The following is a 26780-nucleotide window of genomic DNA, read 5'->3' on the forward strand; positions in this document are numbered from 1 at the left end:
TACTTATTCCTATGATATTCGGAGGCACAAGACTACATAACTTAGGTGTTAAAGATGGTAGATTAGCAACCTGTCCTTCTAGTCCTAACTGTTTTTCTAGTCAGAGTAGAGACTCACTTTATCAAATTGCACCGCTGAGTGTTACCTCTGCCCGAGAATAGATATTATCTCAGCTTAAAAGTATTATTCAATCTTTACCTAGAACCGAGATAATTAGTGAAACTGAGGACTATAATATATATTATATGCCGAACCCAAAACAGCTTGTATGGGATTTGTCGATAATCTAGAATTCTATCTAGACTGTAACTCTAACATCATTCATGTACCTTCACCTTCTCCCTTAGGGTATGGAGACTTAGGAGTACATCACCAACGTATAGAGATAATTCGCGCACTATTTAATCAATCTAAGTAGAACGACGTGAAAAAACAAAAGTATGTAACTAAATGTAAATTAGCCTGAAAACCTCTTCACTCTTACCTTATCATAACGACAATTGTTAACGCCCACTTACTTAATTAACTAGAGTAGAGCGTAAATATCCATTTTTTTGAGGCAACTTCTCTTTGAGAATTTGTTTATAAACAGCTTCATAACCATCAGTCATCTGTTTGACACTAAAATGATCTTCTACATATCGCCGACAAGCATAGCGGTTTAACCGTGCTACCTTATCAATTGCACTCACACAATCTTGTGTATTATTACAAAGGAAACCTGTTTCACCATCAGCAATTACTTCCTCGGTCGAACCCATTCGCATCCCAATTACCGGCGTACCAGAAGCCATTGACTCAACCATTACTAATCCAAATGGTTCTCTCCAAGTAATAGGAAATAACGTTGCTACAGCACCTCCCATCAGGACATTTTTTTCAGCATGATTAGCTTCACCTAAATACTGAATTTGATCACCATCAATCAGCGGTTGAATTTCTCGCTCAAAAAATTTCACATCTACCATATCCAGTTTACCCCCCATTTTCAATCGCCAACCAGCTTTTTTAGCAATCTCAATCGCTAAATGTGGACCTTTCTCTGGAGACATTCTTCCCAAAAATGCCAAGTAAGGCTCATCTATCGGCTCGGGAAAAAACTTATAACTAGTAACATCAATTCCATTGTAAATTGTATCTACATAATTTAGCCCTAGTCTGGGTTCTCTTTGAGCATGAGAAATACTGATATAGGGCTGTCTTTTGGCATATTTAAATATTTTCTCATTGTCTGGACTAAAGGTTCCATGCAAGGTGTGAACTGTCGGAGTTTTCACCAGATTTGTGTATGCTAAGGGGCTATGCCCCATATGGGAGTGAATAATATCAAACTCTTCCGCTCGTTCATAGACTGAAGTCAATTGTAGCACTTCATAAATACTGTACTCTTTGACAGTAGCATCAAGTCTTAAAGCACAGGGATGAACTGATATTAACTTAGCTAAAGTTAAAGAATCACCGGATGCAAATAACGTAACTTCATGTCCGCGTCGAACTAATTCATCAGTTAACAAACCTACTACCAATTCTATGCCACCATAAGCTGGAGGTGGTACTCTCTCCCACAACGGAGCAATCTGAGCAATTCTCATGATCAACCTCCTAAAAGATAAGACTGTAAATTAGTGATGTTTGTTGTTTTGATGTAAATCAATGGCCAGCTATTAACTATAGCAGTAAATCACTGAAAATACCAATTGTATTGATAATTGCCTAAAAATCTTAAGTCGTAACTTGGATATTTTTTGTCTATCTTAGGTAGGGACAATATATTCTACTCAAGACATAAAGGGAGCAACGCGATGTGAGGTGGGGCAAAAAGTGTGCGATTCTATCGCTCAACCCAAAACAGGCACCGATACAAATCATTTACCGTGGAACTAGTATATTATATACAGGTAACCTAAATGAAATTACTTAAATAAATTGATTATTAGATGAGAGAAGTTGAGACAGACTGGTATTGTGGTTAAAAAAAGGTAGGACTTCCAAAGAAAAAACAGGGAACACCTACGATTAATGACAAAAGATATATATTGAAGTCTTGATTTGACTAAATGTTTGAAAGACTTTCAAGAGTAAGTTACGGAACTTTTAGAAAACAATATTCCCTAATGGAATGTACAAACTTTTAAGGCCCATGAAGAAAAGCTTAGAGAAGCTGCATTAATATGGACGAATTTATTGCTTCAGCAGTAGGAGAGAATTCTATAACTCTTGTTAAACAAAGAAATTATGACGTGCCTATCGGGAATAAGGTTTGAACTATGCTAAGATTTTAGCCCGTAAATTACCTATTAGTAGTGGAGCTATGGAAAGTTTAATCCACCAAGTTGTCAATTTAAGAATGAAAGGAAATAGTAAATTTTAGTTAAAAGAAAATTCGGGAATTATGTTACATCTTCCTTCTCAATGGATAGCTGGAAGTTGGCATAATTTCTGTAATTCCATTTTTACCTGTTTTATCCATCTTTAAACTGTCTAATATTTCATACTTACAACTCCCATTTTACAGAACTATTTATGCTAATCAATACATGCTTATTTAATTACTGACCTAAGCAGCTTATTCCCACCAGCCATAAATCATTCAATGCAAGTCTTCTTAGGATATTTCGAGAAGATACTTTATCTTGAAATTTCACTTTTTTAATGTGATTTATTTTACTTTAATTCCAGAAAAATTTTTTAGAGATCTCTGTGGTTGGCGTAGCTAAAAGCAGAATCTTTGCCCCACTTCACAAAATCGCGTTGCTACCGACATAAAATGAGTTAGATACATACGAGATGATGATGATTAAAGTTAGTCATTAATTAGTTTTTATATCGAAACTATGTTAAAATTGTCAATACATATCTTATATGCTTACTATTTAGAGATTATTCATTATTTTTGTATTTTAGTGTTAGCATTTGGAAAATTTCCTCATAAAACAGTAATTTATTTTATGTCTGCTAATTTACCTGTAAATACCTTGACTACTTTGATAAAAACGATAAAAACCATGTAATCTAATACAATAATTATAAGATTAAGTATAAAGGTGAATATCTCTAAACAAACCAAAAAAGCCCCTATCTCATGGCAGTCCGTGTTCTCACTGCTGATATTTGTGTTCATGTACCTGCCTATCGTGGTACTAGGCTTTTATAGCTTTAACAAGTCACCCTACAGCGCCACGTGGCAAGGATTCACCCTGGAATGGTATCAAGAACTGTTCAGTGAGGATCGCATCTTATCGGCTGTAAATCACAGTTTACTAATTGCTTTCAGCGCAGTCACAGTTTCTGCGGTATTGGGAACTTTGATGGCGGTAGGGTTAGCGCGTTATAATTTTCCCGGCAAAACATTGTATCGTAGTATATCTTATCTGCCATTATTAGTTCCTGATATTGCGCTCGCAGTAGCCACACTAGTCTGTTTAGCTGCCTTCGCCATACCCTTAAGCATTTGGACAATAGTAGCAGCCCACATCGTTTTTTGTCTCTCCTACATTGGACTAGTCGTATCTGCTAGACTCAATAATCTAAACCCCCATCTAGAAGAAGCCGCACTAGATTTAGGTGCAACACCCATTCAAGCCTTCTTTCAAGTTGTCTTACCCCAATTAATGCCTGGTATTGTCTCCGGTTGCTTACTCGCCTTTATCCTCAGTTTAGACGACTTTATCATCTCGAGTTTTACCGCTGGTAGCGGTTCTAACACCTTACCAGTGGAAATATTTAGCCGCATTAGAACCGGAGTCAAACCGGATATTAACGCCCTCAGCGTCATGTTAATTTCCATCACCGCCACCGTCGCTATCATAGCAGAACTAATTCGTGCATCTGGAGACAACCAAAATAGTTTGTAATAATGCTTTCAGCACACTACGGGAAAGTAATTCCTAATTACTACCCAATTACCAGAAAAATGTAAATTAGGTTAAGCGACAGCAACCCCGAAAATCTATTAGCAAAAGTTATGGTTTTACAGCCCTGAATATCCAATTGAACTCTGTCCATTCTATCCCTTTTAGATCATAAAATTTAAATATTGATTTCCCTAAAAAAATGGTAGAAACAAAGCCAAATATAAATAATAATAAGTTGACAGCATAAACATTAGCAGGTGGCGATAACCCACATGATTGCTAGTGGGAAGAAGCCTATTATCCACTTCACTACCTTCAAGACTTAGATAAAACCAAACCCACTAAGTTTACACTATTAGGTAAAGATATAGTTATTTGGTGGGACGAACAAACTCAATCTTGGCAAACATTTATAGACCAATGTCCCCATCATTTAACTAGACTTTCCGAAGGAAGACTCAACCAAAATGGACTGTTAGAATGTCCCTATCATGGTTGGGCATTTTCAGGAGACGGAACTTGTCAAATAATTCTCCAATAAGCACCAGGACATAAGGCTGAAACTTCCCAACTCGCCTGTATATGATTATTACCAATAACTGAAAAACAAGGATTACTATTTGTTTATACAGGCACCCAAGAGAACGCCGAAAGGACGAAAATTCCCATTATAGAACCCATAGAAGAACCGCCAGATAGATGGGTGATAATCAACACATTTAGAGATGTTCCTTCTAATACCTTGACAGTATTAGAAAACATTCTCAATCCTAGTCATGTTGCCTTTACCCATCATCGCACAGTCGGCAATCGCGCCAAAGCCGCATAGTTAGAATTAGAAGTTATTAATTCCGGAAAACATGGTTTGTTTCAAAGGCGTATGGAAGCAAGGGTTAAAACCAGAATAAATAGGAGAATTATCGACAACGTTCATCGGACCTAGATTCATATGGCACAATATTAGTTCCCAAAGAGCAATAATACTAACCATCGTTTATGGTACACCAATTCGTAAAGTTGAATGTCGGATAATTGAACGATTCTCCTTCAAATTTCCCTCTAGATTGCCCGGTATATTTATTAAACTTAGACCTCGTTGGTATTATCACTTGGGACAAAATAGTCTTTTAGAAGACGACCAAATTTTTCTGCATTACCAAGAACTTTATGTAGAAGCAAAAGGTGGTAGTCTTAACATTAGCAAAGCCTTTGATCTAGCAACAAAAGCAGATACTTGTGTATTTGAACTGCATCACTTAGTTAACAAATACAACTCCGAACCATTTCCCAGTGAACCTTTTCCTCCTCAATTACCAACAGAAGCACTACTAGAATGGTATCACTCCCATAGAGGAAAATGCGCCAGTTGTAGAACAGCCCTCGCTAATATTCAGTTATTAAAATTCTGGTGTGCAATGATAGTACTATCAGCTTTAGCAAGTAGTGTAATTTTAGCATTTATTATATATCCAACATCTTTTTTAACAGTCATCATCGAGACAGTTAGACCTCTAGCATTAGGTTTACTCTCGTGGAGAATCCACAAATTAGAAAACTAATTTTTTTTATCAAGGGAGATCTATCCCACCACATAACCTACCAGAAAAAAACTGAAACCTCCGCAAATAAGATTCCCAATTTCTTTAGAAAACGGGAATCTATTGAATTATTTTCACTCACTAAATATGTTATGAATCCCCCTACAAATGATTAACCAGGTACTTGACAAATACCCAAATTTATTATATTATTTATCTTATAAAAATGGAAATCTGTGCGCCCATATATATACAAACAATTAATTACTACTATATAACTGATAATTAATCATACTGATTAATAATTGGGGCTGACTTTGGACAAGATGCTATCTTCCCCTCAACTATGCAAATTTGTCAAAATCCCAATTGTTCAAACCCATTCAATCCTGACTACAGTAAATTTTGCATCGTTTGTGGACACGGTACATTTGGACAAATCCTCAGAAACCGTTACCGTGTTTTGCGTTTATTAGGAGAAGGTGGGTTTAGCAAAACTTACGCCGCAGAAGATGTAGACAGACTCAACGCACCTTGCGTTATTAAGCAATTTTTCCCCCAAGTTCAGGGAACAGGACAACGTGCAAAAGCAGCAGAATTTTTCAAGGAAGAGGCTTTCAGATTATATGAACTTGGAGAAAATCATCCCCAAATTCCTCGTTTATTAGCTTACTTTGAACAAGGTGCTAGTTTATATTTAGTCCAGGAATTTATTATTGGCAAAACCCTCCTAGAAGAAGTTCAAGAACAGGCCTATAGCGAAGCAGAAATTCGTAAACTTTTGTTAGATTTATTACCAGTTCTTGATTTTATTCACCAAAGAAACGTAATTCATCGGGATATTAAACCCGAAAATATTATTCGTAGAGATACAGATCAAAAACCTGTATTAATTGACTTTGGTGGTGCAAAACAAGTAACTCACACCAGCATAGCTAGACAAGCCACAGCTATTTATACTTTAGGTTATGCACCAACCGAACAAATGGCAGGTTTTGCTTGTCATGCAAGTGACTTATATGCTTTGGGTGTAACCTGTGTCAGGTTATTAACTCAAGATTTACCCATGCAAGATACCTATGGACTTAAAGATCCTCTTTATGATCCTATGACTGCGAAATGGTTATGGAAAGAACGTTTACAGGTAAAAAGTATTACCATCAGTCAGGAATTAATATACATTTTAGATCAATTACTGCAACATTTCCCCAACGATAGATATCAGTCAGCAGCAGAGGTTTTAGATGATTTAACAGCGGAACTATCACTGCCATTAGGATTAGAACCAGTAAGTTCAGCAATTTTCCATATTATCAAAACACCATTAACACCTCCAGGTCCAGCACGAAAAGTTATCGTTCCCTTACTACCTTTAAAAGCTTTTGATTTTGATGTAGTTACAGTAGACACAGCAGGAAAAGAAACTAGTTATGACACACTTAGCGCCAAATTGTTTCTAGAACAATTAAACAAAAACGTCGCTTTAGAAATGGTATCAATTCCTGGTAGTAGTTTTCTGATGGGTTCACCAGAATTTGAAGGTGATGCTGAGGAATATCCGCAACATCAAGTCACAGTTAAACCTTTTTTCATGGCGAAATATCCCATTACTCAAGCACAGTGGAAAGCAGTTGTAGCATTACCGCAAGTCACCCAAGCTTTAAACTCCAAGCCATCAAAATTTAAAGGTGCAAATTTACCCATAGAGAATATTTCTTGGTATGAAGCGGTGGAATTTTGTTTGCGGTTATCAATGAAAACTGGACGAAATTATCGTTTACCTAGTGAAGCTGAATGGGAATATGCTTGTCGTGCGGGAACTACTACTGCTTTTCATTTTGGGGAAAGAATTACTTCTGATTTAATTAATTGTAGCGGTGGTGATTTTTATATTGTCCCAACCAAAAGCGACTTCCGTAAACAAATCACAAATGTCGGCAGTTTTGATATAGCGAATGCTTTTGGTTTATATGATATGCATGGGTTAGTTTGGGAATGGTGTGCTGATCCCTGGCATAACAATTATGAAGGTGCACCGACCAATGGTAGTATTTGGGATGTTGATGGTGATATACATCGTCGGGTTTTGCGCGGTGGTGCTTGGAATTTCAATGCAGAACTTTGTCGCAGTGCTAGTCGCAGTTGGAATGAAGCAGAAGGTGGTTTAAGAATGTCGGGTTTGCGAGTGGTGTTTTCAGTTGAGGAATGAGTTGCTGGGGAAATAAAAACCTTTGTAGGGTAGGGGGAATAGGTTGTTCATGGCTTTGGTTTTATCATAGAAATACTTAATTTCACCCCTATGAACAGTGCGAGTTCCAACCACTTCCTCCTGTTCCTAAGTCCAGAATGTGTTTAACAGTTTTGGGGACTTGAGATAATAAAACCGCTTCCCCTTCTGTGCTCTGACAAGTTTTATCTGCTTTCCCTAAATAGCATAAAGCGTTTTCAATACTCCTCCGTTAAGGAAGAAGAGGGGGTAAGATCAGGAGAAAAGAGTTCGCATTTTAGTTACGAGAATTAAAACCCACCTTCCGCACCCTAACTGTCACAGATAGTAGTACATGAGAACTAAAGCTCCTGCAAGGAAGAAAAGGCTTAATAAGAATAAGTATCATAAAAATGGCAATAGAGTAAGAGAACAAAGTTTTGTGAAGAAGATAAAAGAAAAGAAAATTTAATGATTTAAAAATTAAATTAGAACAGAAGAAGAAATGATTTAATCACAACAGGAGCTGTGGATAATTCTGTTGTGAAATCAAAGCTTCAAAAAATGGAAATTCAAAACCTAGACCATTTAAGCGTAGTAGCAGGAATAATAGACGCCATAGGAGTAGTAGAAATAATCCTTGAAATTGGAGAGAACGTAAGTCCGGGTCATGTAGTAAAACCCATGATAATCAACGGGTTAGGATTTGTATAAAAACCCTTATATAGGTTTCCCCAAGATTTTGAAACAATCCCCTGTGAGTATCTAATAGGAGCAGGAGTAACACCAGAATATCTCAAGGATGATAAACTGGGGAGAGTCATGGATGAACTATTTATAAAAGGATTGGATAGAATATTTTTTATTGTCGCCTTAAAAGCAGGCCAAAAATTTGGAGTATCCCTATGAGCAGGGCATCTAGACTCATCATAAATGCACATACATGGGCAATATAATACCAGCTTACCAGAAGTAATATTTGAGAGTCAAAAAGTAGGAAATAATCAAGAACTAGAAGAATTAGCAGTAAAATCACCAAAAGAAATAACCATCACCTATGGTTATTCTGGTGACCATAGACCGGAGTTAAAACAGTTCATCATAGAAATGATATGTTCAGGAGATAGAGACATACCAATATATATTTTTAAAACTAGCATCGGGAAACCAAGCAGATTCATCATGCTTTGGTAAAATACCAGTAGAGTACCAAAAGCAATTAAAAACAGTCTCATAGTAGCAGACTGGGCCTTATATACAGAATCAAGTCTAAAAATGATGAATGATGTCAGATTTAAGCTGGTTATGTCCAGTGCCATTAAGCGTAGAATCAGCACTATCATTAATATCAACATTACCAGAACCAGAATTGGTTGATAGTAACTTACCCGGATATAAACTAGCGTCAAGAACAGTAAATTATCCAGGAATAGAACAAAGATGGTTAGTAGTGCAAAGTCAAGAAAGAAGAGAATCAGACCTGGGTAAACTCTCACAAAAAATTACCAAGGCACAATCAAAAGCTGTGCAAGATTTCAAAAAGTTATCACCAGAAAAATTTGCTTGTGAAGGTGATGCTATCAAGGGGTTATCTAAACTATTTAAACAATTCAAATATCACCAAATTAACCAGAGTAAAGTTACTCAAATCAAATCTAAAAAAAAAGATAGTTCAGGAGAGATGTCCTCTGAAATATCAGCTACAGTCTCCCAGAATGAAAGTAAAATTAATACAGAATTTCTGAGGGCAGGGCCTTTTATTATTGCTACAAACCTTTTGGATTCCAATGAACTTACCCATGACTCCGTCTTGAATAAATATAAAGCTCAACAGTCTTGCCAGAGAGGGTTTGCTTTTCTCAAAGACCCATTATTTTTTGCAGACAGTATTTTCCTAAAAAGTCCAGAGAGAATAGAGTCCCTGGGAATGATTATGGGTTTATCTCTGCTGGTTTATACTTTAGGGCAACGACAAATTAGAACCGCTGTGAGAGAGTCTAAATCAAGAGTAAAAAATCAATTGGGCAAACCAACTGACCGCCCCACTTTACGCTGGATCTTTCCATGCTTTCAGTCTATTCATTTAGTTACACTAAACCAAGAAAAACACATCTGTTACTGGACTCAAGAGAGAGATTTCATTGTCAATCTTTTACTAGAGTATTGTTTTCCCTACTATCAATTACTTACCTAATTTCTCTCTCTATTAATTTAATTTCTATCAGAAAATAACCTAATCTCTTTGATTTATAGCTCTATTTTAGTATGTCCATAATTTCTTTTTTTACTTCAATATATTAGTCTAAGTTATGATTTATCTCTTGAATATCTTCATTTATCTGTTGACTCCTCTGGGCGGTATTCTTTCTTATTGCTCCTTACTGAGAACAGCTTTTGATACTATTTTTGGTGCTTTACTGTTTCTCCAATGCCTTTTTTCACTGCATATGTTTATTTTTATGCTCCCTTGGATTTTTTCTCTCCGTAATTTCTCTCTGTGGCACTTTATGGTGCCGAATGTAGCTTAAAAGCCCCCTTGAAACCGAAAAGCCACACTATGAACAAAGAAGAGTGTCACCACCAATAAATAATATTTAATTGCTCAAATATAAAGGTAGATATAAAGGTAGAAACGCGAAAATATAATAAGACTAAATAGCAGTTGTTAAAAACATAAAAGAAGTTTGATTGACAGTGGTACTACCACGATGACATCGTTTTTTACTCAGGAACTTGGAGCGCGTCTTTTTCAAAACTCTAGGATTACTTCTAAATTTAGGAGGTGGTATTTCTAAATATGAAATTTCTGGAACTAACCAACTATAAAATAGATGTAAATCTTCAGTAGCAGCTTGTGGGAATTGAGCAACAGCACGTCGAATTAATCGTAAACTACCAGTAAAACTCAAACCTAATGGCGAGATTCCTGCTTCGGAAGCACTTTGGAACATCAAACAACGAATACAAAAATGTCCTAACAACCAACCATAAATTTCTTGGACTACTTCACGAGGACTCTTAGAACGAATCAGAGTTTTACGCCCCAATAGATGCACCTTTAATTCATCCAAAGTATTCTCAGCTTCCCATCTAGTATGATATTCTTGAGCTAAAATCAGTGCTGGGAAAGTCGAAATATCCATCAAATCAGTAGTCAAATGGTATACTTTATCAGAAGCATCATCTTCAATCACATATTCAATTACACAAATAGGAATTCTCTTTGCACCTTTCTTTTTAGATTTACCATCAGGTGCAACCCAAGACAAATAAGAACCATTACCCAAAGTTTTGACGACCTCAAATTTCACATTTGCTGGCACACGACCAAGGATATGATACTTTTGTTTGATTGCGGCATGAACCATTTTAAAAGAATGCAACCCCCTGTCCCACATTAACAATATTCCTTCCCCAACACTGGGAAGAACTTGAATTGCTCTTTTTCTTTCACCAATTCTATAGGGACTTAATAGAGAGAGCATCAACAATTACATGAGTTCCTGCTTCTACTAAAAAAACAAATCTGGCCTTTGGAAAAGCTGGATATGTACCCGGTGGTGAACCAGGATAACCAAATACTTTACCATTGGCTGGAGTATCAGGGATATCGAAAACTGTTCCGTCTACAGCCATCAATCTTAATCCTCCCAAAAAAGTACCTGGTGTTTATATTGTGACCAGGGGTTTTGCTACCATTTCAAACAAAGGAGTCATCACACCAGGACCAATTCTTTAGGACTAATTCTTTGACGTGCTTCACTGATTGATGAAGAAGTTGGTGCAATAAAACGTAGACGATGGGGTATTTGTAAACCACTCAAACCTTGAATCAGATTTTTGAAGACATCAACTATGGAGTCAGTTGAGGAAAAACTCATGGCAATGAATCAAGCTACAACTACGTGAGTGGGTAGTATTCCTTCTCTTCGTTCTTAAGAACAAGTATTGATAATTGCTCTGTGTATAGTTTGAGCGGGAATGACTTGTTCTAACGCCACAAGCAATTGCGCTTTGGCCACTGATGCTGCAATGACTTCAAAGTTGATTAGTGGCATTTGCACCTCTGTTCAGTTTCATTTTAGTTTTAAAAAACTATAAAATGAATGGGTATTTGTTCTCGTAAATATTCCGTGAACAAGTTAATTTTTCTCATTCCCCCCGTAAGTCAATGCCTGCAAAAGACTCGGATATTATTTCTAGAGCCGAATTAATACAACAAGCTATTGCGACTTTACAACTATCTATTCAACAAATTCAGGCTTCTAGGTAGCACCTCCTGGATGTTGCGTTTTCTGTTACCAAGCATCGGGTCAGCAGGGTACTTACTGCTATTACAAGTTGTAGGCTAACAAGCCTATTTTCCCTACTCAATCACCTGATAAACTCAGCGAATATAAGCATTTAGGCAAGGCTGGAAGCCCAAATCATATTCATGCTGTCCTCTCGGTTGCCAGACGAACCCAAATTTACCACTTGCAGTCGTGTATTGATTCTCTTAGGCAAAATTGGGTGGAATTATACGATAGCCTCAAAGAGAAAAAGTCAATCTGTTAGTTCTCGTAAACAAAACGCGAACACATTTCTCTTGATCTTACCCCCTCTTTTTCCTTAACGGGACTTAAACAAAAGTTAAGAGTAAATAAGGAGTATAATGCAATTTCTGTGTAGCTTTCACGTTAAAAGAAGCTGATGAAAGAAACCACTGCCCCAGCAATGGCACCATGGTTTGAAAGATGGTGTTAAAGGTTTGATGATGTATTTACTCATCAAGGGGAAAAAAGAGATTTTAGACATTATTTAGGGGGATGATTTGGTGAAAGTGAGAGAAAAAACCTATTTCAAATGGCAGACAATATCCTAGGGGTGACTTACCACCGATTACACCACTTTTTAACTGAAGCACCTTTTTTAATTGAAGCACCTTGGTCCAGTTCCCAAGTCAATGAGCATCGGTTAGAGATTATGAACAAGTGTAGTCAGAGGAGAATCACCAGAGGATTTAGCTTAATAATTGATGATTCTATCCATAGAAAAAGGGGGAATTTTAGGGATGGAGTAGGAAGACAATATGTTGGAGAAATTGGGAAAAGGGATAATGGAATAGTAGTAGTAACGACACATCTATATGATGGCAGTAAAAGCTTACCATTAGATATAGAGTGATATCACCACGGTGATTCCTTACCCAAAGGGAAACAAGACCCTCTATTTGAGAAGAAAGAAGAAACCTGAGTTAGGAATTAAATTAATAGATCTGACCTTAAGCCGTGGTAATCAACCAGGAATAGTAATTATAGATCCTGGATATGGCCACAATACATTTTTCTTAGGAAAGATAGAAAATCGGTATTTAAAGTATTTAAGAGGATTAGCTAAAAATCCCAAAGTCCTTGCCAGTGACCAAGAGGATAGTCCACAAATAATTAGGTTAGATGAATTAGCATAAAGTTTACCCCAATAGGCTTTTACAGAAATTCAACTGGAGTTAGATAAACCCAAAACATTATGGGTAGTAACTCAAGAAGTAGAAATATCAGCCTTAACTGGAAAGGGGAATATTGCTGTCGTCATCAAGGCTTCTACTTTCCCTCAAGCCACTGATATGGACTACCTTATTACCAATGTTTCTTCATCAATTGTCACACCCCAATAGACAGTTGATACATATTCTCAGAGAAACTGGGTAGAAGTTGTTGACATGGAAGCCAAGGGATAGTTAGGACTTAAAAAATATCAAGTTGGAGATAACAGCAGTTAACTGCGCCATTTTATTTTGGTTTTCTGTGCCTACACTTTTATTCTTTGCCATCAGTGGACTGGAGGATTAAGACCAAGGTGGGCCAAGAAACCTTTGAATAGTTTTACTGCAGCTTTAGAAGCGTTGAGAACAGGCAGATCTTCTCTATTTATTGATTGGTTGAACTTTAATCCGGACGTGTTTACTTCCGATAGAGCCAGCTTAGGCTACATTTGAGCTTGATTTTTGTTTACGTCCCATTAACCGAGCAGTATTGAAAGCTTGTTGTGATGATGTCCCAAGATTGATATTATTCATGTACTGATTCTAGGAATTTTTCTGCTGATCGAGTAAATACGATAATACCCAAAATATGAGCAGCTAAGTCTGTGATATCAGCACTACGATAAGGTTCAAAAAATTGAGTTATTTCGTCAAAGATACAAGTACTAAAGACTATTAATCTTGCAAGAGGTATAGTGATATTTAACATATCAAATTTACTTTTTCTTAGTTCTTGGTGACTGAGATAAGCAGCAATTCCTAGTAACAGCAAATGGTAAATTCAAATTATGTCATAGTTGGGAAATTGTGCTATTGTTGTGGGTATAGTTCGCAGGTAAGCTGAGATAGAGATAGAAAGTAAAATTCCCAAATAAACCCAAAAAGCAAAAACCCAAAGTTGATGAGTTGTCATTTCTCTAATTTGGAATGGTATCTTTGCTAACTACAGAAATATCAATCTGTATTCCGCAATTTGATAAGTTTGAGATTGGGAATTTTATTCTGATTATTAATCATGTGTGTAAATTAGCTTGTTCCTGCAACCAAGGGTCTACTGGTTCTCCATCTCTGCGTTTTAATTCAATTTTTATGACCATCACTTCCTTTGAACCAGGAGGTCCAGGTTTTTGATGGAAGATAATCTCATATTCTAAAGGGTTTTGATTATGTTCTCTTAACCAATCTTGAACTTTCATTAAAGCAAATAATGATTGTCCTCGGGTAAACATTTGGGTGATTTGCATTTGTAGGGTGTAAGGGTTGATGCGACTCATTTTGTTGGCTCCTTTAGTATTTGTAGTTATTATAGTTTTACGCAGAGGCACAAAAAGGAACATTGAGTTTAGAGTTTTTATTCTTCTGAGTTAAAATCTACCTTATCATAAATATTTGCTAACAATAATTGGCAGGGAATAGAAGCTATATTTAAACTATCATACCCATATGTAAATCCAGGAAATATCCATTTATTCTTATCACTTCTAAAATATTATTCAACGTGAGTTGTATATTGAGCAGCTAGAATATACACTTTTAAAGTGGTAATTGTCCGATAAGCTGCGAATTTTTTATCTCTATCTTTGCTTCTCGTTTACTTGGATAGAACTTCTGCAATCACCACAAAGATTACTAAAGTGTCTTTTCTTACTTCTTCATAAATTAAGTCTGTGTTTTGACAACCATAACCTCAGGATAGTTATGAATTCTTCTGTCAGCAATCCAAAGCCGTTGATCTGTAAAAGAGACTTGATAGGTTTGACGTTTGAGAATATAATTGAGTGTACTACTGATATTAAGTTCAAGTTGGTTATGATTTGGTGTTCCGCCTGTCACCTGTGTAATTAATTCATTGATATATTCGTGACCTATTTCTAAGTTTAGTTCTAATTCTAGATATTCTTCAGCTGAATAAGAGTCATAATTTGAATCTGTTAACTCTATTATCATTATAATCCAGTATTTTTTATGTATTCACAAAAATAAAAATATGAGTAGTGAAGAAAGGATGGATAAAATGGAAAATGAATTGATTGATATGCGGTTAGCGGTAAGTGGTTTACTGGAAACTACCGCTGTTCATCAGCGCAATTTCAATACATTGGTAATGGAAATTAGAAATATGCGTGCGGATATGGTGCAAATACAATCGGAAATTAGAGGAATACAGATGGATGTGCAGGGTTTATAAACTGAAAATCGTTGTATTCTCGATATTATGCAAAATCGTCCTCCTGAACAGGAATCTTAATTTGAAAAGGTTGTTTCAGATCCCCGACTTCTCAAAAAGTCAGGTATCTAAGTGGCTAATTTCGTGAAACTTTCATATCATTTTTTGAGTTGACTAACGTCTATTAATCGGTAAAATACAAACTCTTAAACCGATGATAGTACCAACAGTGACACGTATTCCCAGGATGCAGGGCTTACCACCCATTACTTCTGGGTTGGTAAGGATTCAGGTCTAAGGAAGAGGGATTAAAGAAGGTGTATGGAAAGCAGAGTGAACCATGGCTTTCATAGGTTGGTCAAAAAACTCAATTAGAGAAAGTGCTTGACGGTGACAAGTTTGTATAACCGTCAATAAATTGGCAGTATGTTGGAATAGCTCCAGAGAAAGAGAACCACCAGAGACTTTTCGTTGTTTCAGTGCTAAACCTAACCTTGGTTCAGCTAAATTATGATCAAGGTCTATTGCCTAAGGAAGGTAAAAGTTTACCAGGTTCCCCTGGGGCTTGATCAATGAATGAATGGAAGATTCAACTTTTGGTTGAAACTAGGATGGGCAAGTCAAGAATTCATGAAGGTTTTAGGTTTGTTGGAATAAAGGGTAGTTTTTAAAACCTTCATCTATGAGGTCGATGAATTTTGTGCCAATTTTTTGGTGATTGAAGCCAGGAATCTTGATTAGTGTCTTGAAGTGACGGGGTAGGGTAGATGTGCCTGACATTTCTGTTGAGCTGTGACCGGATAACCGTTATAGGCAGTAAAGTCATCAGAACTGATTACACCAGAGTAACTTGAACCCACAATGGATTCTAATTCGCTAGGACAAGGAGTATCAGGACCCATGAAATCAAGGGAAGTTACTATTGGCAAAAATCCATAACCATTGTTTCACCCCTTTGAGTACCCAGGGTGTTTCATCCCCAAGGATATGAGGCTGGGTTTGTTTGATCCACTGTTTGAGGCTATGAATACTTTGAGCCACTGGACCATCTATTCCTTCATTGGTACCTACTAATGTTCCCACTCCAATTTCTATTTGACCCAGTTCCCAGTATATCTTTCATATTCTACTATTTGGATTGGCCTGTCCACCAACTCCCCTACTTGTTGTGTTTCCACTTTTATTGGTTCGCCAAACAATTCCCCCTGACCTCACCATCCACACACTTGCCGTCCCACTATCTCAAATTTATTCTATCTATTCTACCAAACACCTTTCTCCTTTTTCCCCTATGCCCTGGTTGTCCTCCTAGTTCCCGTTTTCGTGTCTGGTTTTCTTCTGGTTTCTCTTCTTGTTTGTTCTCGGTTTCTTTGAGGATGTCTCCCAAGGGTGGTTTGGATCATGTTATGGGCTCTAAATCTCTACTGACTTTGAGTTTCTCTATTTCTTTTTCCTAGTTCTACTACTCTATATTGTTAGGTTCTCTATACTTTTCCCCTAGTCAATAATGATTTCTACCAGTTGCTCTGTTCCCAACTGCTTCAATATCTCTCTGTCTAGTTTTGGTGGCAGCTTCTTTTCCATAACTTCTATATTCTGCCTCACCTATCATACTTGTCAATACCCCACCACCTGAATCCTTACCTGGGTTACGGGTAATTCTAGACAGGTTTTGCATGGTTGATAGATTAGGAAATTAATCCAGCTTAATAAATTTCGTCTTAGGGGAAATTATTTTTGGTGCCACTGCTTTTATATAAAGCCAATGTGGAGCATTAACACTAATAAGCTCATGTGAACTAGCAACCAAGTTTTGCTGTGCTGTTTCATTCAGATCTTATTAGTGTTAATCCCTTTTACATCTTGATATTCTTATAAGTGTTGCTGCACTTTTTGGGCTTTTGCACTCGGTTGGAGCATTTTGTTCAATAAAAGTAATCTTTGCTTTCACCTTGAATTTGTTTATATTTTATAAGACTTAGACTATATCATAAGTATTACATTAGTTGTTATTAAAGATACTTATATTAAGTTGGCAATCTCTTGTGAGAATATGGTTGGTATATAGAATGCACAAGAGGTAGTCATCGTATAATTAAAAATGACAATAAGTTAGGTATCGTAGTTGTACCTGGAAACCCAAGTGATGACATTCTAATAGGTACACTTTCATCAATTTGGAAGCAGACAAAATTAGGAGCAATAAATGATTGAGTACACAGTCATTTACGAACCTGGTGAGACAAACTGGTGTGCTTATTTTCCCGACTCACCCGGTTGTGTTAGCATTGGCAATACCTTACCCGAAGTACAGGGAAATCTTAAAGAAGCTATAGAATGGTATTTGGAAATATTGAAATAACATGGAAAAGCTATACTCAAACCTTCTACAGAATTTACTAAAGTTGCAGTGAAGATATAAATACAACTACTGATTAATAGTTTTATATTCTTCGCGAGTCTTAACTAATAAATTATCGCTACTTTTATTGCATTTTCTATAAGTCCTGATTTGAAAAGTCTCGGATATTATATTCTGTCCGTTGGCAGATAGGAAAGGGTAAACATCAAATGACAATTAAAGAACAAATTACGCAAGAACTAGAAAAATTACCTGAACCATTGTTACGGTAAATCTTAGATTTTGTACAGTTTTTGCAAACCAAATACCAGTCGAAGAACATCCTAGAAATCACGACTATAAGTGAATAGTTGCTGCAAAAAAAGATTGGTTAAAACCAGAGGAAGACGCAGCATGGCAGAATTTATAAAAGGTGATTTTCTTATTGTTACCCTCCCATTTTCAGACTTAACTCAAACAAAACGCAGATGAGCTTTAGTTATTACCACACTTCAGGTAAATCACTTAATTGTTTGTCAAATTACCAGTCGATCTCTTGGTGATATGTATGCTATTAGAGTAAATAATTGTGGTTTTAACTCTGGTGGTTTCAATTAGCCAAGTAATATCAGACCAACTCCTCTTTTTACTGCTGATAAGCAAATCATCGTATATATATAAAGCAGGTCAGATTAAAAGTGAAAAATTAACAGAAGTGATTAAGAAAATGTTTGAAGTTATACAGTATTACACATTAGACAGATCCCCGAGTTTTTTGAGAACTCGGGGATCTAAATCCTATTTTAACGATTCCTCCAACTCAGTTTTTGCAGTTTCTAAAGCTTGCGGTAATTTACTTGCATCTCTTCCCCCTGCTTGCGCGAGGTTGGGTTTTCCACCACCACCACCACTACAAATCCTAGCTATAGCACCTACAAATTTTCCAGCTTCTACACCTTTCTTATTCACTTCAGAACTGAAAGCTGCAACGATACTCACTTTCCCTGCTTCGGGAATAGAAGCTAAAACCACCGCACCGTTACCGATTGTTTGCAATAATCTTTCCGCAGCAGCTTTCAAAGATTCTGCATCGACATCTTCCATTTGGGCGACAATAATTCTATGTTCTGCTACAGTTTTCGCAGTTTTTAATAAGCTGTCAGATTTAACTATTGCAAGTTGTGATTTTAGGGTTTGAATTTCTTTTTCACTGTTGCGAAGTTCGGTTTGCAAAGTTCTGATTCTGTCGGGTATTTCTTCTGGTTTTACTTTAAGGCGATCACTCAAGTCGTTTACCACTTTATCACGCACATTCAAATAGTCCAATATGGCAGCACCAGACACTGCTTCTATTCTTCTTATACCTGAGGAAACTCCCGCTTCAGAAATTATTTTAAAAACGCCAATTTCCCCAGTATTATTAACATGAGTTCCCCCGCATAACTCCATGGAAACACCAGGGAACTCAATCACGCGCACTTCATTACCGTACTTTTCCCCAAACATCGCAACTGCACCTCTAGCTTTTGCTTCTGCTAAAGGTAAAACTTCAATTTTCGCAGAATGCGCTTCTGAAATCCAGGTATTTACTAACTCTTCAATTTGTTGAACTTCCTCAGACGTTAAAGCACGGGGACAGTTAAAATCAAACCGCAATCTATCAAAGGAAACTAAAGAACCAGCTTGAGAGATTCCCTCATCAACAACTTTCTTTAATGCAGCTTGTAATAAATGAGTTGCTGTGTGATTAGCTTGAGAACGACGACGATAAGCGGTGTTAATTTGGGCTTTTACATTGTCACCTATTCTCAGTGTACCACTTTCAATGTGTCCGAAATGAACAAAGAAATCAGATTCTTTTTTCACTTCTTCAACACGAACTAAGACTCCATCACCGGAAATATAACCTTTATCTCCGATTTGTCCACCAGATTCAGCGTAAAATGGAGTTCTATCTAAAACAATTTGTACTTCTCTTCCTGCTTCTGCAGTTTCTTCGGAAATACCACCAACTAACAAAACTTCAACTTTTGCTGTTGTTGCTGCTGCAGTATAACCGATAAATTCTGTTGTGTGGATATGTTCTACAAGTTTATCTAAGGAACCTTGTACAGTTAAATCAATAGTTTCATGTGCAGCTTTTGCACGTTCTACCTGTTTTTGCATTTCTGCATTGAAACCATCCACATCAACGGTAAGGTTATTTTCTTCTGCAACTTCTTGGGTTAGTTCTAATGGGAAACCGTAGGTATCATATAAAGTAAAAGCACTTTTACCACTCATAGAAGTTAATCCTTTTTGTTTTACCTCTTGGATAATTTCTGCTAATAGCTTTTCACCTCTATCTAAGGTTTTTAAAAAATTAGCTTCTTCTCGTTGCAATTCTGCTTTAATTGAAGCTTCTCTTTGGCGCAAATTTGGGTAAACTGACTCAGAAAGAGAAATTGCTCTCTCTGCAACTTGGTTGATAAATTCCTCACAAATTCCAATTAATCTCCCATGTCTAACAACGCGACGAATGAGACGACGTAAAACGTAACCTCTCCCAACATTAGAAGCGCGAATTTCATCAGCGATCATATGTACAACAGAACGGATGTGATCACCAATTACTTTTAAGGAAACTTTGGTATCTTCATCACTGTGATGATAATCAATTTTAGCAACCTTTGCCGCAGTTTCAATAATGGGAAAAATCAAATCTGTTTCATAATTATTCGGTTTGTTTTGCAGGATTTGTGCCATTCTTTCCAAACCCATACCGGTGTCAATATTCTTGTTTTGCAATGGCGTTAAATTTTCCGAAGCATCCCGATTGTATTGCATAAATACCAAGTTATAGAACTCGATAAATCGGGAATCATCTTCTAAATCAATGTTATCTTCACCTAATTCTGGGTGAAAATCATAATGAATTTCTGAACAAGGACCACAAGGTCCAGTTGGTCCAGAAACCCAGAAGTTCTCATCTGCACCCATGCGCTTGATGCGTTTTTCGTTTACACCAATTTTATCGCGCCAAATTCCAAAAGCCTCGTCGTCTTCTTCAAAAACGCTGACAACTAAACGTTCTGGAGGTAAACGAAAAACTTGAGTTGATAATTCCCAACCCCATGCAATCGCTTGTTCTTTAAAATAATCACCAAAGCTAAAATTACCCAACATCTCAAAAAATGTATGATGGCGCTTCGTCCGTCCCACATTTTCAATATCATTGGTGCGGATACACTTCTGAGAAGTCGTAGCACGTTTAAAATCTGGTGTGCGCTGTCCCAGAAAGATTGGTTTAAATGGTAACATACCTGCAATAGTTAGTAGCACCGTGGGATCTTCCGGTACAAGGGAAGCACTGGGAAGGAGTTCGTGTCCTCGTTGGGTGTAGAAGTCGAGGAATAAAGCGCGAATATCATTACCGCTAAGATACTGAGGAGTTAAAGACATGAGTGTTTACGAAATCAAATTTAATTAATTTGGGAAAATTTGCAAAAAGCATCATTACTCAAAAATCATCATTACTATTTATAACTTATGCCACAAAATTAGACATCCTCTAAGCTTTCACAATTTTTTGTATGAATTTGCCATTGCTCATATGTATAATATTAACATCAATTGATATACCTTGATAATACTTCCGTTGAAAAAGTGCATAGAAAAATCATAAAATGAAAAATTTTACTCAAAAAAGCCAAGTTTATTTATCGTTCGACAACAGGAAGTCATACTCGTTGGTTTTATCATATATAAAAACAAGTAAACTATAAAAACAAGTAAACGAGAAATTAGCTAAATTAAAATCAATTCAAGAAGAGGAGTCAAAACCGTAAAATTACCTTATTTAAAGGAGTAGTGAACATAAATATACCTGTCAGGAAAATTAACTCAGTGTGAAAAAAATGGTAGAAGGGAATTTTGAGGGTGTACCAAAAGGAAAAATCCACTAAATTAACTATATTCAAGAATATCCACATCGTAGAAAACAAATACTGGGAATAACTAACCATCAGTTTCAAGACTTGTTAGCCCAAGGTGAAATCTAGCATAGAAAACTGCAAGGGGAGATAGAAAGTAAAAGATAGGTATAAATCAGAAAGGAGGAGGGGGGAAAGGGAAACTAGAGATAAAACAACAGGTATGTCTATGCTTGTGCTATTGGAGGAAAATGCCAACATTTGAGGTTTTAGGTTTGCATTTCGGTATATGGAAAACGGAAGCAAAGGACACATTTCATTACTGGCTAGAGATATTACGAGATGTTTTCCCTCCTAGTCTCCTTAAACAGGTAGAAAAACCTCATAGCGCTTATACCATGGCGACTCAGAACAAAAGGCAGGAAATAAAGAGTTTTCCACCAAGGGTATTTTTGTTGAACAGGTCATTAGATTTGTAAAAATATTCCGGGTACCTCAACAAAGATTTCCCCTGAATTTCCCAATTTACTCACAAGTAATTCTTACTATTTGTGGTTTAGTCACATTAGTAATTGGTTCATTAGCTTTGCCCATTTCATAAATTTTATGGATATGAGGTCATTTATGAATTTGTCATCAACATCTTCATGGATAGGAACTATCCGTAACTATTCCCAACCCTGCTTCCTTCCTTGGCTCTTTCCTAATCTTAACACTATGGAAAGCCAGACACAGACTCCTTTGTAAATTTTTATCCCTCTCTATTGCTATTTAGTTCATTTAGCTGAACTTCCTACTCAAAAATATTATACTGTCAAAAATATTATACTCATGGTGATTCTTGTGAAGAAGCTGTTGGAAATACTCAGTAAGTGATAGCAATTAACATTGCCGAATATCAAGAAGATTGAAAACTTTTACCTTTAGCGAAATCTTTAGAACAATTGATGAATGTGGCATAATTGATTTATGCAAGTAGAGATTTTAGAATAAATTTTCGCCACTGTTACTACTTAGAAGGTTTACCAGAAAAAATTAGAACAGCTTTAAACGATGATTTTAGGCTAGTTTGTGCATTTGGATGTTTTTCCCAAAAGTCGGACAGTCTCCTCCAGGTAATGATGTGCATAAATATTTAGTTTATTTAGGGCTTGCTGATAGCGTAGCGTGGCGTTAAGCCATATAAACGAAAAACCTTGATAATAAGAGATTCGGGCTATAACAAGTGGAAAAAGTGCAAAGGAAAGAGTTAAAATAGGTGAGAATAATAGCATAAAGCTGCATCTACATGTATATAAAAGCGCAATGCTAGGAAGCAGTGCCAGAAAACTTTGAACTACCCTTTGGTGGGAAACTAGTATCAGATAACCGCTGGATAATCATGGGGCAGATGATACATTGGTCAGAATTTAAAGGAGAATATGCAGCCATATTTTCAGAAGGAATAGGGGCACAAGCCAAAACACTTAGGATGGTGTTGGCAGCATTAATAGTCAAAGAGAAATTAGGAATAAGTGATAGAGAAACAGTAGAACAGATGAGGGAGAATCCCTATCTGCAATACTTTATGGAAATGTCAACATATAGTAACGAAGCTCAATTTGATGCTGGGAGCATCCACTATTGGAAGAGACACAAGTGAGAGGAGAATATAAGGATAAACTGTAGATTAGTAACCATGAACCAGGAAAAGAAGGGCTCAAAGCCTGCTTAGAAGAATAGGCAACATTGTTATATAAAAAAGCAGAGAAAAGTCAGATAACAGACTTGGAAGGGATAGAAAAAACAGTAAGGAGTCAAATATTAGAAGTGGTAAGTCCAGAAATAGCCCTTTTTTTATGGAAGAAATAACTGGAAGGAAAGTAGGTAAAACCAGGAAAGTCAAAACCTTAGTAGGAGAACTAAAACTAAAAGCTAAACAGTTGCGGAAACTGGGTTTGAAGCTAAGAAGTCGATTAAGTCCATTACTTCAAAAGTGCTGCTTGAGGCTATCAGCTAAGAAATCATATCAAATCAAATAGCAGAAGTTGAAATTGAGGCATTAACAGGACTAAAATTTGGCCATAGGAGGCAACAAAAACTAGTTGTGGAAGAAGATTGGGAGCTACCACAAGGAAAACAAGCTGTCTGTGAAGTGAGCATGGATGGTGGAAAAGTACGACTAGGGGGTAAACTACAAGCAGGCTGCTACTGGGGAGACTATAAAACCTTTCGTCTACAAGGAATCAGGACTTAGGCAACTGGCACAGGCGATGGGTGAAATATAGCACATTCGGTATTAAATGAATCGGATACCGAAAGCTTTATCAACCCATAAGAAGTAGCTGCAACAGGAAACATTATTCAAATATTCATGAGAAAATAGGTAGGAGATTGTATTAGATAAATGTTGCTGACGGTCATGAGATTTACTAAACTTGATTACTAGCAATACTTATGAAGTAGTCAAATTAATTATACAATTACTAATTTAGTAGAGCATTTAGAAAGTATTAGCTATAATGCAATTAACTATTATTTAAAAACCGAAAAGTTAACATCTCGTTTACTATGGGATAAGGTGAAAGAGGTAGTAGAACCTGATGGTAATGGGTACATCATATTTGATGATAGTGTTTTAGACAAAAGATATTCTGAAGAAATAGAGATGGTGAGGAGACAATATAGTGGTAATGAACATGGCATACTCCAAGGAATTGGTGTAGTCAGTTGTGTATATGTGAATACTAAACTTCAAAGATTTGGGGTAATAGATTACCGCGGTTTTAATCCTGATGTGGATGGTAAAACCAAGATAGACCATGTGAAAGATATGCTGCAAAACCTGGTGTATCATCAGCTTTTCCCCTTTGATAGGGTTTTGATGGACACATGGTATGCGGTAAACAGTTTAATGCTGTATATTGATTGATAATTTAGACAAAATTCATGATTGCCCTAAAAAAAAATCGGTTAGTTGATGGTACATTTGCCAAAGAAAAAGATAAACCTATTGAATTATTAGAAGAATGGAGTACTGAAGAGTTAGAATGTGGTAAAATTATGAAAATTAAGTGGTTTCCCGCTCAGAAAAAAGTGAAACTATTCCGGGTTGCTGTTTCTACCAACAGAACGGATTATGTCGCTACTAAGGATTTATCTCAAAGTTCTACGAATGTTGTACAAGAGGTATGTAAAATTCGTTAGGAAATCGAGGATTTTCACCGAGAGATTCAACAAATAACTGGCATTTAATCTTGTCAATGTCGTAAACCTAGGTTTCAAAGAAATAATATTGCTTGTGCAATATTGATTTGGATTAGATTGAAGAATTTAGCCTATCAAACTGGTTAAACTGTTTATCAAATCAAGCATAGATTGCTTTCTAATTATTTAACTCAGCAACTAAAATGCCCAAGTCTTCCTATGTGCTTGGTTTGAGTTCAATGTGTTGCGTGCCAGGGCTACATCCCTCCCCCTATTTGTGCCAGTTGCGTCAGTCCTAGAATTTATTATGGCGTATTTATTGATAACAACCAATCATTAGTTGATTATGTGATAGCCAGTCTTTGGTTAACCCCCTTGGCTGTTTGGGCGATGGTCATGATGGAGTTTGCAATTTAGTTAACGGGACGTAAACAAAAATCAAACCCAAATGTAGCCCTAACTGGCTTGATAAGAAGGAAAGACGTCCAGATTCAAGTTTAACCAATCAATAAATAGAAAAGATATGGCTGTTCTCAACGCTTCTAAAGCTGCAGTAAAAGTATTCAAAGGTTTCTTAGCCCACCTTGGTCTTAATCCTCCAGTCCACTGATGGCAAAGAATAAAAGTGTAGGCACAAAAAACCAAAATAAAATGGCGCAGTCAACTGCTGTTATCTCCAACTTGATATTCTTTAAGTCCTAACCATCCCTTGGCTTCCCTGTAAAAACCTCTAGCCAATTTCTTTGAGAATATCTATCAACTATCCATTGGGGTGTGATAATTGATGAAGAAATATTGGGCATAAAGTAGTCAATATCAGTTGCTTGACAGAAAGTAGAAGTGTTGATGACGACAGCAATATTACCCTTTCCAGTTAAGGCTGATATTTCTACTTCTTTAGTTACTACCCATAATGTTTTGGTTTTATCTAACTCCAGTTGAATTTCTGTAAAAGCCTATTGGGGTAAACTTTGTGCTAATTTATCTAACCTAATTATTTGTGGACTATCCTCTTAGTCACTGGCAAGGACTTTGGGATGTTTAGCTAATCCTCCTCAATACTTTCAACGCCGATTTTCTATCTTTAATAAGAAAGACCTATTGTGGCTATATCCAGGATCTATAATTACTATTCCTGGTTGATTACCACGGCTTAAGGTCAGATCTATTAATTTAATTCCTAACTCAGGTTTCTTCTTTCTTCTCAAATAGAGGGTCTTGTTTCCCTTTGGCTAAAGAATCGCCGTGGTGATATAACTCTATATCTAATGGTAAGCCTTAACTGCCATCATATAGATGTGTTGTTACTACTACTATTCCATTATCCCTTTTCCCAATTTCTCCAATATATTTTCTTCCTACTCCATCCCTAAAATTCCCCCTTTTTCTATGGAGAGAATCATCAATTATTAAGCTAAATCCTCTGGTGATTCTCCTCTGACTACACTTGTTCATAATCTCTAACCGACGGTCATTGAGTTGGGAACTGGACCAAGGTGCTTCAGTTAAAAAAGGTGCTTCAGTTAAAAAGTGGTGTAATCGGTGGTAAGTCACGCCTAGGGTATTCTCTGCCATTTTAAATAGGTTTTTTCTCTCACTTTTACCCAATCATGCCCCTAAATCATGTCTAAACTCTCTTGTTTGCGCTTTATGAGTAAATATATCATCAAATGACACCATCTTTTAAACCATCGTGCCATTGCTACGGCAGTGGTTTCTCTCATCAGCTTCTTTTAACGTGAAAGCTACACCAAAATTGCATTATACTCCTTTTTACTCTTAACTTTCGTTTAAGTCCCGTTAGGACTCAAAGAATATCAAGTTCGAGATAATAAGAGTTGACTGCGCCATTTTATTTTGGTTTTCTGTGCCTACACTTTTATTCTTTGCCATCAGTGGACTGGAGGATTAAGACCAAGGTGGGCTAAGAAACCTTTGAATACTTTTACTGCAGCTTTAGAAGCGTTGAGAACAGCCATATCTTTTCTATTTATTGATTGTTTCAACTTGAATCCGGATGTGTTTCCTTCTTATCAAGCCAGTTAGGGCCACA

General features: G+C 36.6%; 15 protein-coding genes and 14 pseudogenes. 19 read left to right on the forward strand and 10 right to left on the reverse strand.

All coding sequences use genetic code 11. The features are described 5' to 3' along the window. The first annotated feature begins 11 nt into the window (after nt 1-11). Nucleotides 12-418: pseudogene (locus tag AAZO_RS30560) on the forward strand (DUF1499 domain-containing protein). Nucleotides 419-518: 100 nt separating this feature from the next. On the opposite strand, the gene AAZO_RS14640 reads toward AAZO_RS30560, so the two are convergent. Then, entirely contained in the window at nt 519-1592 is a 1074-nt protein-coding gene (locus AAZO_RS14640; RefSeq protein WP_013191845.1) for a glycosyltransferase family 4 protein, read from the reverse strand. 579 nt (nt 1593-2171) lie between these two features. Here AAZO_RS14640 and AAZO_RS38470 point away from each other — a divergent pair. The 7 genes and pseudogenes from AAZO_RS38470 to AAZO_RS43835 all read left to right on the forward strand — a co-directional run. After that, nucleotides 2172-2476, forward strand: a pseudogene (locus AAZO_RS38470) (ISLre2-like element ISCst1 family transposase); the annotation flags it as partial. 658 nt (nt 2477-3134) lie between these two features. Continuing rightward, nucleotides 3135-3854 carry an ABC transporter permease gene (locus AAZO_RS14650; RefSeq protein ID WP_338026878.1) on the forward strand — a complete coding sequence of 240 codons (720 nt, stop codon included), beginning with the start codon at nt 3135-3137 and terminating at the stop codon, nt 3852-3854. Nucleotides 3855-4212: 358 nt separating this feature from the next. Beyond that, nucleotides 4213-4395, forward strand: a pseudogene (locus tag AAZO_RS38475) (Rieske 2Fe-2S domain-containing protein); the annotation flags it as partial. A gap of 162 nt (nt 4396-4557) precedes the next feature. After that, on the forward strand, nt 4558-4683 hold the full coding sequence (locus AAZO_RS41470; RefSeq protein WP_266885238.1) for a hypothetical protein: 126 nt from the start codon (nt 4558-4560) through the stop codon (nt 4681-4683). Between the two features lie 160 nt (nt 4684-4843). After that, a complete protein-coding gene (locus tag AAZO_RS38480; protein WP_266889555.1) occupies nt 4844-5413 on the forward strand; it encodes a hypothetical protein in 570 nt (189 codons plus the stop codon). A 325-nt stretch (nt 5414-5738) separates the two neighbouring features. Beyond that, on the forward strand, nt 5739-7601 hold the full coding sequence (locus AAZO_RS14660; RefSeq protein WP_013191848.1) for a bifunctional serine/threonine-protein kinase/formylglycine-generating enzyme family protein: 1863 nt from the start codon (nt 5739-5741) through the stop codon (nt 7599-7601). A 561-nt stretch (nt 7602-8162) separates the two neighbouring features. Beyond that, nucleotides 8163-9792 (forward strand): annotated as a pseudogene (locus AAZO_RS43835) (IS1634 family transposase). 625 nt (nt 9793-10417) lie between these two features. Here the strand turns inward: AAZO_RS43835 and AAZO_RS14680 are convergent. Together AAZO_RS14680 and AAZO_RS41475 are read right to left on the reverse strand one after the other, a co-directional pair. Then, nucleotides 10418-11518: pseudogene (locus AAZO_RS14680) on the reverse strand (IS4 family transposase); the annotation flags it as partial. Between the two features lie 15 nt (nt 11519-11533). After that, the gene (locus AAZO_RS41475) at nt 11534-11656 is read right to left on the reverse strand and encodes a hypothetical protein (protein WP_266885244.1); all 123 of its coding nucleotides are present in this window, start codon (nt 11654-11656) and stop codon (nt 11534-11536) included. A 634-nt stretch (nt 11657-12290) separates the two neighbouring features. Between AAZO_RS41475 and AAZO_RS30575 the strand changes: the two are divergent. Next, nucleotides 12291-13575: pseudogene (locus tag AAZO_RS30575) on the forward strand (IS701 family transposase). Between the two features lie 73 nt (nt 13576-13648). Here AAZO_RS30575 and AAZO_RS38500 read toward each other — a convergent pair. The 3 genes from AAZO_RS38500 to AAZO_RS42590 all read right to left on the reverse strand — a co-directional run bounded on the left by AAZO_RS38500 (nt 13649) and on the right by AAZO_RS42590 (nt 15069). After that, a complete protein-coding gene (locus AAZO_RS38500) occupies nt 13649-13894 on the reverse strand; it encodes a VanZ family protein (RefSeq protein WP_013191850.1) in 246 nt (81 codons plus the stop codon). A 241-nt stretch (nt 13895-14135) separates the two neighbouring features. After that, on the reverse strand, nt 14136-14396 hold the full coding sequence (locus AAZO_RS14700; RefSeq protein ID WP_013191851.1) for a hypothetical protein: 261 nt from the start codon (nt 14394-14396) through the stop codon (nt 14136-14138). Between the two features lie 385 nt (nt 14397-14781). Then, nucleotides 14782-15069: a Uma2 family endonuclease gene (locus tag AAZO_RS42590; protein WP_338026879.1), complete on the reverse strand. Its 288-nt coding sequence runs from the start codon at nt 15067-15069 to the stop codon at nt 14782-14784. Nucleotides 15070-15136: 67 nt separating this feature from the next. Here AAZO_RS42590 and AAZO_RS14710 point away from each other — a divergent pair, with 67 nt between their 5' ends. Further along, nucleotides 15137-15310: a hypothetical protein gene (locus AAZO_RS14710; RefSeq protein ID WP_228371214.1), complete on the forward strand. Its 174-nt coding sequence runs from the start codon at nt 15137-15139 to the stop codon at nt 15308-15310. A 186-nt stretch (nt 15311-15496) separates the two neighbouring features. Here AAZO_RS14710 and AAZO_RS43840 read toward each other — a convergent pair. Both AAZO_RS43840 and AAZO_RS30585 read right to left on the reverse strand, forming a co-directional pair. Then, nucleotides 15497-15577 (reverse strand): annotated as a pseudogene (locus AAZO_RS43840) (DUF433 domain-containing protein); the annotation flags it as partial. Between the two features lie 6 nt (nt 15578-15583). Continuing rightward, a pseudogene (locus tag AAZO_RS30585) lies at nt 15584-16873 on the reverse strand (IS66 family transposase). Nucleotides 16874-17353: 480 nt separating this feature from the next. Here AAZO_RS30585 and AAZO_RS30590 point away from each other — a divergent pair. After that, complete coding sequence (locus tag AAZO_RS30590) at nt 17354-17503, forward strand: type II toxin-antitoxin system HicA family toxin (protein WP_081462913.1); 150 nt, start codon at nt 17354-17356, stop codon at nt 17501-17503. After that, complete coding sequence (locus AAZO_RS30595) at nt 17496-17651, forward strand: type II toxin-antitoxin system HicB family antitoxin (RefSeq protein WP_081462794.1); 156 nt, start codon at nt 17496-17498, stop codon at nt 17649-17651. Before AAZO_RS30590 ends, AAZO_RS30595 begins: the two co-directional genes overlap by 8 nt. 777 nt (nt 17652-18428) lie before the next feature. Here the strand turns inward: AAZO_RS30595 and alaS are convergent. Beyond that, a complete protein-coding gene (gene alaS / locus AAZO_RS14720) occupies nt 18429-21071 on the reverse strand; it encodes an alanine--tRNA ligase (protein ID WP_013191853.1) in 2643 nt (880 codons plus the stop codon). 721 nt (nt 21072-21792) lie between these two features. Here alaS and AAZO_RS33935 point away from each other — a divergent pair. From AAZO_RS33935 to AAZO_RS33945, 6 genes and pseudogenes are all read left to right on the forward strand, one after another. Next, a complete protein-coding gene (locus AAZO_RS33935; RefSeq protein ID WP_041640555.1) occupies nt 21793-22020 on the forward strand; it encodes a transposase family protein in 228 nt (75 codons plus the stop codon). Beyond that, nucleotides 21990-22142 (forward strand): hypothetical protein, encoded by a 153-nt coding sequence (locus AAZO_RS33940; RefSeq protein WP_144031402.1) that lies wholly within the window; start codon nt 21990-21992, stop codon nt 22140-22142. Before AAZO_RS33935 ends, AAZO_RS33940 begins: the two co-directional genes overlap by 31 nt. A 717-nt stretch (nt 22143-22859) precedes the next feature. Further along, nucleotides 22860-23174 (forward strand): annotated as a pseudogene (locus AAZO_RS14730) (transposase); the annotation flags it as partial. Between the two features lie 95 nt (nt 23175-23269). Beyond that, nucleotides 23270-23768, forward strand: a pseudogene (locus tag AAZO_RS30615) (ISKra4 family transposase); the annotation flags it as partial. Nucleotides 23769-23990: 222 nt separating this feature from the next. Next, a pseudogene (locus AAZO_RS26850) lies at nt 23991-24961 on the forward strand (IS701 family transposase). Nucleotides 24962-25027: 66 nt separating this feature from the next. Beyond that, nucleotides 25028-25146, forward strand: a pseudogene (locus tag AAZO_RS33945) (ISKra4 family transposase); the annotation flags it as partial. 37 nt (nt 25147-25183) lie between these two features. On the opposite strand, the pseudogene AAZO_RS30620 reads toward AAZO_RS33945, so the two are convergent. Further along, a pseudogene (locus AAZO_RS30620) lies at nt 25184-26451 on the reverse strand (IS701 family transposase). Nucleotides 26452-26527: 76 nt separating this feature from the next. Between AAZO_RS30620 and AAZO_RS33950 the strand changes: the two are divergent. Further along, a pseudogene (locus tag AAZO_RS33950) lies at nt 26528-26773 on the forward strand (IS701 family transposase); the annotation flags it as partial. Between the last annotated feature and the right edge of the window lie 7 nt (nt 26774-26780).

This window comes from 'Nostoc azollae' 0708 (assembly GCF_000196515.1).
Lineage (GTDB): Bacteria > Cyanobacteriota > Cyanobacteriia > Cyanobacteriales > Nostocaceae > Trichormus_B > Trichormus_B azollae.

Excerpts from the sequence above, each read along its gene's own strand:
- AAZO_RS14640 (WP_013191845.1), bottom strand. The coding sequence starts at position 1,592 with ATGAGAATTGCTCAGATTGCTCCGTTGTGGGAGAGAGTACCACCTCCA.
- AAZO_RS14660 (WP_013191848.1), top strand. The coding sequence starts at position 5,739 with ATGCAAATTTGTCAAAATCCCAATTGTTCAAACCCATTCAATCCTGAC.
- AAZO_RS41475 (WP_266885244.1), bottom strand. The coding sequence starts at position 11,656 with ATGCCACTAATCAACTTTGAAGTCATTGCAGCATCAGTGGCCAAAGCG.
- AAZO_RS14700 (WP_013191851.1), bottom strand. The coding sequence starts at position 14,396 with ATGAGTCGCATCAACCCTTACACCCTACAAATGCAAATCACCCAAATG.
- AAZO_RS42590 (WP_338026879.1), bottom strand. The coding sequence starts at position 15,069 with ATGATAATAGAGTTAACAGATTCAAATTATGACTCTTATTCAGCTGAA.
- AAZO_RS14710 (WP_228371214.1), top strand. The coding sequence starts at position 15,137 with ATGGAAAATGAATTGATTGATATGCGGTTAGCGGTAAGTGGTTTACTG.
- AAZO_RS30595 (WP_081462794.1), top strand. The coding sequence starts at position 17,496 with ATGATTGAGTACACAGTCATTTACGAACCTGGTGAGACAAACTGGTGT.
- alaS (WP_013191853.1), bottom strand. The coding sequence starts at position 21,071 with ATGTCTTTAACTCCTCAGTATCTTAGCGGTAATGATATTCGCGCTTTA.
- AAZO_RS33935 (WP_041640555.1), top strand. The coding sequence starts at position 21,793 with ATGCCAACATTTGAGGTTTTAGGTTTGCATTTCGGTATATGGAAAACG.